At 73.2% G+C, this 10,463-nt stretch carries 8 protein-coding genes, 1 tRNA gene and 1 riboswitch; of the genes, 5 read left to right on the top strand and 4 right to left on the bottom strand.

Annotated elements, in window-relative coordinates; translation table 11 throughout:
• Window positions 1–85: 85 nt before the first annotated feature.
• Window positions 86–197: riboswitch (TPP riboswitch) on the top strand.
• The 3 genes from ITJ69_RS07135 to ITJ69_RS20710 all read left to right on the top strand — a co-directional run bounded on the left by ITJ69_RS07135 (window position 193) and on the right by ITJ69_RS20710 (window position 3,999).
• Window positions 193–831: an ECF transporter S component gene (locus ITJ69_RS07135; RefSeq protein WP_123294023.1), complete on the top strand. Its 639-nt coding sequence runs from the start codon at window positions 193–195 to the stop codon at window positions 829–831. It overlaps the preceding riboswitch by 5 nt.
• Window positions 832–833: 2 nt before the next feature.
• Window positions 834–3,401: an ATP-binding cassette domain-containing protein gene (locus ITJ69_RS20915; RefSeq protein ID WP_323743038.1), complete on the top strand. Its 2,568-nt coding sequence runs from the start codon at window positions 834–836 to the stop codon at window positions 3,399–3,401.
• Window positions 3,394–3,999 (top strand): ATP-binding protein, encoded by a 606-nt coding sequence (locus ITJ69_RS20710; protein WP_235036038.1) that lies wholly within the window; start codon window positions 3,394–3,396, stop codon window positions 3,997–3,999. Before ITJ69_RS20915 ends, ITJ69_RS20710 begins: the two co-directional genes overlap by 8 nt.
• Before the next feature lie 84 nt (window positions 4,000–4,083).
• On the opposite strand, the gene ITJ69_RS07120 is transcribed toward ITJ69_RS20710, so the two are convergent.
• Window positions 4,084–5,469 carry an MFS transporter gene (locus ITJ69_RS07120; protein ID WP_194672403.1) on the bottom strand — a complete coding sequence of 462 codons (1,386 nt, stop codon included), beginning with the start codon at window positions 5,467–5,469 and terminating at the stop codon, window positions 4,084–4,086.
• A 102-nt stretch (window positions 5,470–5,571) separates the two neighbouring features.
• Between ITJ69_RS07120 and ITJ69_RS07115 the strand changes: the two genes are divergently transcribed.
• Window positions 5,572–6,993, top strand: coding sequence for an LLM class flavin-dependent oxidoreductase (locus ITJ69_RS07115; RefSeq protein WP_194672402.1), 1,422 nt, complete (start codon window positions 5,572–5,574; stop codon window positions 6,991–6,993).
• Window positions 6,990–8,255, top strand: coding sequence for an acyl-CoA dehydrogenase family protein (locus tag ITJ69_RS07110; protein ID WP_194672401.1), 1,266 nt, complete (start codon window positions 6,990–6,992; stop codon window positions 8,253–8,255). Before ITJ69_RS07115 ends, ITJ69_RS07110 begins: the two co-directional genes overlap by 4 nt.
• A 187-nt stretch (window positions 8,256–8,442) precedes the next feature.
• Here the strand turns inward: ITJ69_RS07110 and ITJ69_RS07105 are convergent, their stop codons facing one another.
• The 3 genes from ITJ69_RS07105 to orn form a co-directional block, all read right to left on the bottom strand.
• Window positions 8,443–8,787 carry a metallopeptidase family protein gene (locus ITJ69_RS07105; RefSeq protein ID WP_123341128.1) on the bottom strand — a complete coding sequence of 115 codons (345 nt, stop codon included), beginning with the start codon at window positions 8,785–8,787 and terminating at the stop codon, window positions 8,443–8,445.
• A 125-nt stretch (window positions 8,788–8,912) separates the two neighbouring features.
• A tRNA-His gene (locus tag ITJ69_RS07100) sits at window positions 8,913–8,988 on the bottom strand.
• Between the two features lie 75 nt (window positions 8,989–9,063).
• Window positions 9,064–9,702: an oligoribonuclease gene (gene orn / locus ITJ69_RS07095; RefSeq protein WP_123294017.1), complete on the bottom strand. Its 639-nt coding sequence runs from the start codon at window positions 9,700–9,702 to the stop codon at window positions 9,064–9,066.
• Window positions 9,703–10,463 lie beyond the last annotated feature (761 nt).

Genomic DNA, 10,463 nt, shown 5'->3' with positions numbered 1-10,463 from the left:
GGAGGCCCGTGGCGGACCCGCCACGGGCCTCCCGTCCGCTGTGTGGTCGCGACCCGTCACGTGGTCGCGACCACGTCTAGACTGCTGGGACACACACGGGAGTCCGGGACCGCCGGGCTGAGAGGGAGCGAGTGGCGCTCCGACCGTCGAACCTGATCCGGATCATGCCGGCGCAGGGAGGAGTCCAGCACCATGTCTTCTGGCACGTCATCAACCGTCCACACCGCCCCGCGGCGATCGCTGCGCTGGCGGGTCGTCGACATCGTCGTCGCGAGCGTGCTCGCGGTGGCACTCGGCGTCGTCTTCCGGCTGTGGGAGTTCGGCTACGAACCCATCAGCGCCGTCATGGACCTCGTCCTCCCGGGCACGAAGGCCCTGTTCGGCGGAGTCTGGCTGCTCGCCGGCCCGCTCGTCGCGATCGTCGTCCGCAAACCCGGTGCCGCGCTCTACGGCGAGATGGTCGCCGCGTCCGTCGAGGCACTGTTCGGCACGCAGTGGGGGTGGCTGACGCTCGAGGCCGGACTCGTCCAGGGTCTCGGCGCCGAGATCGTCCTCGCACTCTTCCTGTACCGCGTGTACCGGCTGCCGGTCGTCGTCCTGGCGGGCGCCGCAGCCGGCCTCGCGCTCGGCATCAACGACACCGTGCTGTGGTACCCGGGTCTCGACGCCGCGTTCAAGGTCGTCTACGTCGTGTGCGCGATCGTGTCCGGTGCCGTCATCGCGGGCGCCGGCTCATGGCTGGTCGTCCGGGCGCTCGCACGCACCGGCGTGCTCTCGTCGTTCGCGGCGGGCCGGGAGCACAGCCGGCGTCGGCCGCGCGAACTGGTGTGACGGTGTCCGCTCCGTCGTCGACGTCCCCGGACGTCGTCGGCGTGCGCGCCGCGCGCATCGCGTTCCGCGACTGGGGGTGGCGTTACCCCGAACGTGCCGAGTGGGCCGTCCGCGGCGTCGACCTGACCGTCGAGGCCGGGGAGCGGGTCGCGATCGTCGGGCCGTCCGGCTCCGGCAAGTCGACGCTGCTCCGGGCAGTGGCCGCCGTGCTGCCCGACGAACCCGACCCCACCGACGACACCGCTGCTTCCGTGCAGGGCTCGGTCCTGGTCGACGGTGCCGACCCCCGCGCGGTCCGCGGGCGTGTCGGCCTCGTCATGCAGGACCCCGAGGCGCACACCGTGATGTCGCGGATCGGCGACGACGTGGCCTTCGGGTGCGAGAACCTCGGCGTCCCGCGCGACGAGACCTGGGCACGGGTGCGGTCGGCGCTCGCGGTCGTCGGGCTCGACCTGCCCCTCGACCGTTCGACCGCGATGCTCTCCGGCGGCCAGCGGCAACGACTGGCGCTCGCCGGGGTGCTCGCGATGCGGCCGGGAGCCCTCGTGCTCGACGAACCCTGCGCGAACCTCGACCCGGCCGGCGTGGCCCAGGTGCACGACGCCGTCCGCGCACTGCTCGACGAGACGGGGGCGACCCTGCTCGTGGTGGAGCACCGGATCGGCACCTGGCTCGACCTGGTCGACCGCCTCGTGCTGCTCGAGCCCGGCGGCGGGGTCGTCGCGGACGGCGCGCCTGCCGAGGTGCTCGCCCGCCACGGCGCCGCGCTCACCGCGGCCGGGGTGTGGGTGCCCGGCGCCGAGCCGGAGCGTGGCGCGGCCCGCGGGCGGATTCGTGCGGCTGCGCGAACGGGCGAAATGCCCGGGTCGGCTGCCGAGGGGACCGCGGCATTTCGCCCGCTCGGCGAATCGGCCGGAGAGGTGGCGGGCGACGAGTTCCGTGCGGCTGCGCGAACGGGCGAAATGCCCGAGTCGGCGGCCGAGGGGACCGCGGCATTTCGCCCGCTGGGCGCGGGGGCGGGCTCGGGCGGCGGCGAGGGGGCGGGCGCGGGAGCGGGCGCGCTGCTCGAGGCGCGGGACCTCGGGACCGGCCGGGCCAAGCGACAGCGAGTGGGCAGCGGGATCGACCTCGAACTCCGAGCCGGACAGGTCATGGCGATCACGGGGCCGAACGGGATCGGCAAGTCGACGCTCGGCCTCACGCTCGCGGGGCTCCTGCCTCCGGTCGCGGGGGAGCTCGCGGCCACGACGGACCTCGCCGCAGGCCTCGACGCGGCGCCGCACACGTGGTCGAGCCGCGAACTCGCCGCCCGCATCGGTACCGTCTTCCAGGACCCCGAGCACCAGTTCGTCGCCGGCTCCGTCCGCGAGGAGGTCGAGGCCGGCCCCCGCGCGATCGGTGCTCCGGACGCCGCGGGTCGGGCGGACGTGCTCCTCGGCGAGTTCGGCCTCGCCCACCTCGCCGAGGCCAACCCGTTCACGCTGTCCGGCGGCGAGCAGCGACGGCTCGCCATCGCCGCGGTCGTCGCCGCGCGGCCGCCGGTCGTCGTGCTCGACGAACCGACCTCCGGGCAGGACCGGTCCACGTGGGACGCCGTCGTCCGGCACCTCGGAGCACTCGCCGACGACGGCACCACCGTCGTCGCCGTCACGCACGACCGCGACCTGATCCGGGCGCTCGACGCCGACGAGGTCGTGCTCGCGGCGGACGGCGCCCGGCGCGTGGACCGCGACCAAGGGCGCGTGGAACGCGACCAGGGGGGTGCGACGGCGACCACCCCGGAGACGGTGCCGACGACGGCGGGCCGAGCCGCGCCTCCAGGCCGAACCGACCGAGCCGCCGTCCAACCGGTGGCCTCGCTCATCGGCGTCCTCGCGCTCGGCGTGTGCCTCGTGCTGAGCCTGGACGTCGTGTCCGCATCCGTCGCCCTCGCGGTCGAGCTCGCGCTGCTGCCCCTCCTGCGGCTGCCGGGGCAGACCCTGCTGCTGCGGGTGTCACCGGTCCTGGTGGCCGTGCCGCTCACGGCGGTGAGCATCGCGCTGTACGGGCGGCCCTCCGGACGGGAGTGGTTCGACTTCGGGTTCGCCCACGTCACCGACGGGTCGCTCACGCTCGCGTTGGCGACGGCGCTCCGCGTGCTCGCGGTGGGGCTGCCCGCGGTCGCGTTGTTCATCCGCGTCGACCCGACCGACCTGGCCGACGGGCTCGCGCAGGTGCTGCGGTTGCCGGCGCGGTTCGTGCTCGGGGCCCTCGCGGCCATCCGGATGATGACGCTGCTGGTGGACGACTGGCGGCAGCTCGCGATGGCGCGGCGCGCGCGGGGCCTTGCCGACACCGGACGGCTGCGGCGCGGGGCGTCGATGGCGTTCGCGCTGCTGGTCCTGGCGTTGCGACGGGCGACGACGTTGGCGGTGGCGATGGAGTCGCGCGGGTTCGGGGCTCCCGGGCGACGCACGTGGGCGCGGGTCGCCCGGTTCGCGTGGCCGGAGTGGGCGATGGTGGCGGTGCTCGTCGGGATCGGTGTCGCGTCGATCGCGGTCGCCGTGGCAGCGGGGACCTGGCGTGCGTGAGTCGGCGGGCCCGGTGGCCCCGGCGGACCAGGTGGACCCGGTGGACCCGGCGGACCCGTCGGACCCGTCGGGCGGCGACGGTCTCGCCGCAGGTGTCGCCGCAGCTGCTGCAGGCGCCGCGGCAGCGTCGGGCGGGCGCCTCGTGGTCCTGGTCGACGGCCGTTCCGGCACCGGCAAGACGACTCTCGGCGACCAGCTCGCGCAGCTGCTGGGGGCGCAGGTCGTGCACCTCGACGACGTCTACCCGGGGTGGGACGGACTCCGCGCGGCGGCCGACGCCGTGGCCCGCGACGTGCTCGGGCCTCCCGGCGGGTACCGCCGTTGGGACTGGGTGGCCGACGGCCCGGCGGAGTGGACCGCGGTCGACCCCGACCTGCCGATCGTGATCGAGGGCTGCGGGGCGGTGTCCCGGGCGTCGGTGCCGCTGGCCTCGTTGGCAGTGTGGCTCGAGGCCGACGACGCAGTCCGCTGGGACCGGGCGATCGGCCGCGACGGCGACACCTTCGCGCGCGAGTGGGACCGGTGGGCGGCGCAGGAGCAGGACTTCATCGCCGCCGAGGACCCGGCGTCCCTGGCCGACGTGGTGCTCCGGACGTAGCGGACCGGCCGGCGCGGCCAGCTGGCCGCGCCGAGTCTCGGGCTGCGCGACAGTTCACGGACGTCCGAGCGCGAGAACTGTCGCTCACCGCGAGACTCGGCCCCGCGCGCCGCCCCGCGCAGCAGCACCGTCCCGCACGCCGCCCCGCGCCCGCGCGACCGGGTCCACCGCGAACACCGCCGCCACGATGGTCAGCACCGCGTACACCCCGAGGTACCCGCACAGGATCCACGGCGAGCCCCCACCGAGCTCCACGAACACCGCGGCGAGCAGCGGCGTCAGCCCCACCGAGAAGATCGACCCGATCTGGTACCCGAGCGACATCCCCGAGTACCGCCGACCGGTCGGGAACTGCTCCGCGAACCAGGCTGCCTGCGGCCCGTAGATGCTGTCGTGGAAGACGCACATCCCGATCAGCGCCACGAGCGGCAGCAGCACGAGCGGCCCGGCGTCGAGGAACGCGAAGAACGGCCAGATGAGCACGGCGATGCCGACGGCCGACCAGATCGTGAGCACGCGGCGTCCCACCCGGTCGGACAGCCACCCCCAGAACGGCGTCGACACGAGCGACACCGCCGAGATGACGAGCACCGCCTGCAGCCCGGCGTCCGAGCCCGCCGGCCCCCGTGCGGCTGCGAGGTAGGTCAGCGAGTACGTCGTCAGGATCGAGTACAGCGCGGGCTGCACCAGGCGCAGCCCGGCGGTCACCAGGATCGCGCGCGGGTGGTGCCGGATCGCCTGCCAGACCGGGAACCGCTCGACCCCGCCGGAGGCCCGCAACTCCTGGAACACCGGAGCGTCCTGCACACCGAGCCGGATCACCAGGCCGACGGCCACGATCACCGCGGAGAACAGGAACGGCAGCCGCCACCCCCAGGCCAGGAACACCTCGTTGCCGAGCAGGGACCGCACCAGGGTGAACACGCCGGTCGCGAGCAGCATCCCGCCCGCCGACCCCATCTGCGTGAACGCCCCGAACAGCCCGCGGTGCCGTTCGGGTGCGTGCTCGACGGACAGCAGCGCGGACCCGCCCCACTCGGCGCCGGCGGCGACGCCCTGCAGCAGCCGCAGGAACACCAGCGCAACGACGGCACCGACGCCGATGGTCGCCGCCGACGGCACGACCCCGATCAGGGTCGACGCGATGCCCATCAGCACCAGGGACGCGACGAGGAGCTTCTTCCGTCCGATGCGGTCGCCCAGGTGTCCGGCGATCACCCCGCCGAGCGGCCGCGCGACGAAGCCGACCCCGTAGGTCGCGAACGACGCGATCACGCCGATCGCCGGCGTCACCGACGGGAAGAACGTGGGCGCGAACACCAGGGCGGACGCCGTCGCGTACAGGTAGAAGTCGTAGTACTCAACCGTCGTGCCCACGAACGAGGCGAGAGCGACGCGACGGCGGGTCGCGCCCGTCGTCGGTTCGGCACGGCGGACGGGAGGCGCGGCAGCAGTGGTCGGGGTCGGCATGCCTCAGCAGCATGGTCGGCTCCGACGTCCGGTGGAACCAGCCGCGTAACGCGGTGTCACCTCACTGCCCCTCGTGACGGCACCACGGGGAACATGGGGTGCATGAGCGATGCACCGAACCGACCGCTGCGCTTCGCGGCCTTCGTCATGAACACGACGTCGCACATCCAGCACGGCCTCTGGCGGCACCCGGACGCCCGCCAGGCCGACTTCGACGACGTCACGCTCTGGACCGACCTGGCGAAGACCCTCGAGCGCGGCAAGTTCGACGCGATGTTCTTCGCCGACGTCGTCGGGACCTACGGACCGGGACGCGGCGACTACTCGACGAACCTGCGCGAGGGGCTGCAGATCCCCTCGAACGACCCCTCGGTGCTGCTCTCCGCGCTCGCCGTGTCGACCGAGCACCTCGGCCTGGCGTTCACGTCGAGCGTCATCCAGTCGCACCCGTTCGACTTCGCCCGCAAGGTCTCCACGCTCGACCACATCACCCGGGGCCGGATCGGCTGGAACGTCGTCACGAGCGCCCTCGACAGCGCCGCCCGGAACTTCGGTGCCGACCGGCTCGAGGAGCACGACGAGCGCTACGTCTGGGCCGAGGAGTACCTCGAGGTCTGCGCGAAGCTCTGGGAGGGCTCGTGGGAGGACGGCGCTGTCCTGAAGGACCCGGTGCGCGGCTACGCCGACCCCGACAAGGTGCACCGCATCGACCACCACGGGAAGCGCTACGACGTGCAGGGGCCGCACCTGAGCGCGCCGAGCCCGCAGCGGACGCCGGTGCTGTTCCAGGCCGGCTCCTCGCCCGCCGGTCGGGCCTTCGCGGCACGGAACGCCGAGGCCCAGTTCATCCTGACCTCGAACCGGGACGCCACCGAGCAGCTCATCCGCGAGACCCGCGACCTGGCGGTCGCAGCTGGCCGGGATCGTGACGACATCGCGTTCTTCCTCGGGCTGACCTTCGTCACCGGGTCCACCGAGGCCGAGGCGAAGGCGAAGGAAGCGGAGATCGACGAGTACCTGGCGGCCGACGGCTTCCTGGTGCACTCGAACCTCGGCTTCGACCCGGACACCGGCGAGGCCCTCGACCCGGACACCCCGCTGTCCGAGGTCCGCACCCACGCCGGGCAGTCGCACCTGCAGTGGCTCCGCGAGGCCGCCGGCGACCGCGAACCCACGATCGCCGACCTCGCCCGCCTGTCCGCCAAGCTCCGTGCCCGGGTCGTCGGCACGCCCGACCAGATCGCCGACGAACTCGCGGACTGGCAGCGCGTCGGCGTCGACGGGGTGAACGTCATCAACTGGACCCTGCCCGGCTCGTACGAGGAGTTCGTCGACCACATCGCGCCCACCCTGCAGGAGCGTGGGCTGATGCAGTCCGAGTACCGCGAGGGCACCCTGCGCGAGAAGCTCTTCGGGCACGCACAGCTGCCGGACTCGCACCCCGCCCGGCAGTGGCGCGGCGCGTTCACGGGCGGCGCGAGCGGTGTGTCGGCGGCGGCACGTGCCGTGGAGGTGACCGCATGACGGACGCGACGACGACCGACGGACGGGTGACGGGCCTCCCGGCCGATCGTCTGGCGACCCTGCGCGAACGCTTCGCACCCGTGTTCGCGACCATCCGCGAGGGCGCGGTCGAGCGTGAGCTCGCCTCCGGCACCCCCGGCGACCGACCGTTGCCGCACGCCGAGGTCCGCGCACTCGCCGACGCCGGGTTCGGCCGGCTGCGCGTGCCCGAGGACCGCGGCGGGTTCGGCGTGACCCTGGTCGAACTCGTGCACTTGGTGGCGGACCTGGCGGCCGCGGACTCGAACATCGCGCACCTGTGGCGAGGGCACTTCGGGTACACCGAACTCGTGTTGCTGCGGCGATCGTCGGCCGGACGGGACGAGTGGCTCCAGCGCATCGTCGACGGGGCGATCGTGGGGAACGCGACCTCGGAGCGGACCGGCACGACCCTCGCCGACATCTCGACGACGGTGACGCCTGTTGGCGATTCCCTCCGTCTCGACGGGCGGAAGTTCTACTCGACCGGCACGCTCTACGCCGACTGGATCTACCTGGCCGCGGACCGCTCGGGCGACCGCGTGACGTTCGCCGTGCCGGTCGACGCGCCGGGCGTGACGAGCGTCGACGACTGGGACGGGTTCGGCCAGCGGCTGACTGCGTCCGGCACCACGGTCTTCGAGGACGTGCCGGTCGACCCCGCCGTGGTGTCGGCGTACAAGGACGCGCCGCTCTCGCACATCCAGGCCTTCTTCCAGCTGTACCTGTTGGCCGTGCTGGCCGGTATCGGACAGGCGGTGTCCGACGATGCGGTCGCCTTCGTGCGGCCGCGGACCCGGACGTACATCCACGCGAACGCGGCGACGCCAGGGGAGGATCCGCAGGTGCTGGCGGTCCTCGGTCGGTTGTCCGCCGGGGCGTTCACCGCCCGTTCGCTCGTCGTCGCTGCCGCGGGGCTGCTCGACCAGGTCGTCGCGACGAACGAGCCCGGGGTCGGGGTCGACCGCGTACTGCTGGACGCCGCCGAGAACGCGGTCTACCAGGCGCAGGTCGAGATCGGGCCGCGGGTGCTGCGGTCGTGCTCCGAGCTGTTCGAGGTCGGTGGGGCGTCCGCTGCCGACCGGACGCGTGCGCTGGACCGGCACTGGCGGAACGCCCGTGTCGTGGCGTCGCACAACCCGGCCGTCTACAAGGAGCGGCTCGTGGGGGAGTACGCGCTGCACGGGCGGGGGCCGGTGGACGCGTGGGAGAGGTACCACGAGGTGGGGCCGACGCGGTTCTGAGGGGGCGCTGCCGGGCGCGGCGCGGGCGCGGCGCGGGCGCGGCGCGACCTCTCGCGGTGAGCGACAGTTCTCGCGCTCGTGCGCCCGAGGAGTGTCGCTGAGCCCGAAACTCGGGCGCCGGGTGCCGGGTGCCGGGCGCCGGGTGCCGGGCGCCGGGTGCCGGGCGCCGGGTGCGCCGGGTGGGCGCCTACGCCCAGCCGAGCTCGTGCAGCCGCTCGTCGTCGATGCCGTAGAAGTGCCCGATCTCGTGCACGAGGGTGGTGTGCACCTCGTCCTTGAGCTCCTCGACGGTGTCGCACTCGGCCAGGTGCTGCTTGCGGAAGACGACGATCCGATCGGGTAGCTCACCGAAGCCGTACTGCCCGCGCTCGGTCGCCGCGATGCCGTCGTACACGCCGAAGAGCTCTTCGCCGTTCTCCGGTTCGTCCTCGACGACGAACACCACGTTGTCGAGCCCGTCGACCATCTCGTCGGGGAGCAGGTCGAGTTCGTCGGTCACGAGCTGCTCGAAGTCGTCGGCGGACATCTCCATCACGCAGGGATCGTCCCACACCGCCCTGACCACTCGCGGCGAAGCCGCACGGCGCCGGAGGCGCCCAGACAAACACAGAGGGAGAGCCCCGGTTGCGTCACATGCAACTGGGGCTCTCCCTCGACTGGGGTGAATAACGGGTCTCGAACCCGCGACCTCCTAGACCACAACCAGGCGCTCTACCAACTGAGCTATATCCACCATGCACACACCGGCGGACCGGCGCGACCACTCAATAGTAGTACATGCTGCGGGCGGTGCCGACCACCCGTGTCGTCACTCGGCTGCGGGCTGGGCCAGGCGCGGTTCCCACTTCTCGACGACCTCGGCCTGGACGGCACGCACCTCGTCGGTGGTGGGCCCCGGCTCGGCGACGAAGCCCGCGCGGCGGTAGTACTCGAGCTCGCGGATCGACTCGAGGATGTCCGCGAGGGCCCGGTGCCCGCCGTGCTTCTCCGGCGAGTTGAAGTACACGCGCGGGAACCAGCGGCGGCAGAGCTCCTTAATGCTCGACACGTCGACGCTGCGGTAGTGCAGGTGGCCGTCGACGCGGGGCATGTACTTGGACAGGAACGCACGGTCGGTGCCGATGGTGTTGCCGGCCAGGGGAGCGGTGCCCTCGGCCGGGACGTGCTCGAGGATGTACTCGAGCACCTGGTACTCGGCGTCCGCCAGGCTGACGCCGTTCGGGATCTCCTCGATGAGCCCCGACGTGACGTGCATGTTCGTCACGAACTCGTTCATGTTGTCGAGCGCGGACTGGTCCGGCTTGATCACGATGTCGAATCCGGGGTGCACGGGCTCGAGGTCGAAGTCGGTGATGACCACGGCCACCTCGACGAGTTCGTCGACCTCGAGGTCGAGGCCGGTCATCTCGCAGTCGATCCAGACGAGGCGGTCATTCGCGGTTGCCATGTGCACGATCCTATTCCCGGCCCGCGGGCGCCCCGTGCGCAGGTGGTGCGCGGCCGGTGCGCGGTCGCGTCCGCGGCTGCGTCCGCGGCTGGTGCGCGCTGGCGTCCCCGAACCCGCGAGCGGGCGAAATGCCCGGGCCGCGTCGAGAGGCACCCTGGTGTTTCGCCCGCTCGCGGGCGCGGCGGTGTCGGAGGTGCGTGGGGCGGTGGTGGTGACGGCCTGGAGGCCCGGCGGCGGTCCGTCGGGCGGGTGTCGGGCCTCCCGGCTGGTCGCGTCTAGTGCGCAGAGCGCGAGCGGGCGAAATGCCGCGGTTGCGCGGCGGGGTGGCGGGGTATTTCGCCCGCTCGGCGAGACGCTCAGCGAGACGCTGGGGAGCGGCTGCGCTCTGGCCGCTCCGCGCCATCGCGAGCGGGCGAAATGCCCGGGCCGCGTCGGGAGGTACCCGGGTGTTTCGCCCGCTCGCGGAGGCGGAGGGGGCCGTGGTGGTGACTGCCTGGAGGCCCGGTGGCGGTCCGTCGGACTGGTGCCGCGCCTCCAAGTTGGTCGCGCCCAGTGCGCAGAGCGCGAGCGGGCGAAATACCCGGGCCACGTTGCAGGGGACCCAGGCATTCCGCCCGCTCGCGGCCAGCTGGGCGGACGACGGAGGGCGGACGTGCGTGCGCCCAGTGCGCAGAGCGCGAGCGGGCGAAATACCCGGGCCGCGTCTGGAGGCACCCGGGTGTTTCGCCCGCTCGCGCAGGAGGGGGGCGGGGCGGGGGAGG

It is taken from the genome of Curtobacterium sp. VKM Ac-2887 (genome assembly GCF_015350935.1).
Lineage (GTDB): Bacteria > Actinomycetota > Actinomycetes > Actinomycetales > Microbacteriaceae > Curtobacterium.
This window is presented reverse-complemented; position numbering and strand designations above follow the sequence as displayed.